The 378-nt window shown below is 50.5% G+C and carries 1 pseudogene; it reads left to right on the top strand.

The features are described 5' to 3' along the window. Positions 1-306: pseudogene (gene tapT, locus H3O04_RS35800) on the top strand (tRNA-uridine aminocarboxypropyltransferase); the annotation flags it as partial. Between the last annotated feature and the right edge of the window lie 72 nt (positions 307-378).

The following is a 378-nucleotide window of genomic DNA, read 5'->3' as shown; positions in this document are numbered from 1 at the left end:
CTATTTATCATGCTCGATGGTACCTGGCCAGAAGCTCGCAAGATGTTTCGTAAAAGTCCGTATCTGGATAATCTTCCCGTCATTTCCGTCGATCTTTCTCGGCTTTCTGCCTATCGCCTGCGTGAAGCCCAGGCTGAAGGCCAATATTGTACTGCCGAGGTAGCCATCGCACTGTTAGATATGGCCGGCGATACCAGGGCGGCGACAGGGTTAGGCGAGCATTTTACCCGCTTTAAAACACGCTATCTGGCAGGAAAAACGCAACATCCGGGAAGCATCACAGCAGAACAGTTAGAAAGCGTTTAAAATCATTCGGTCACTTCTGCGGGAGACCGATATGAGTCAGCGAGGACTGGAAGCACTACTGCGACCAAAATC

Origin of the sequence: Burkholderia sp. KCJ3K979, assembly GCF_016759955.1 — a bacterium.
Lineage (GTDB): Bacteria > Pseudomonadota > Gammaproteobacteria > Burkholderiales > Burkholderiaceae > Burkholderia > Burkholderia orbicola.
This window is presented reverse-complemented; position numbering and strand designations above follow the sequence as displayed.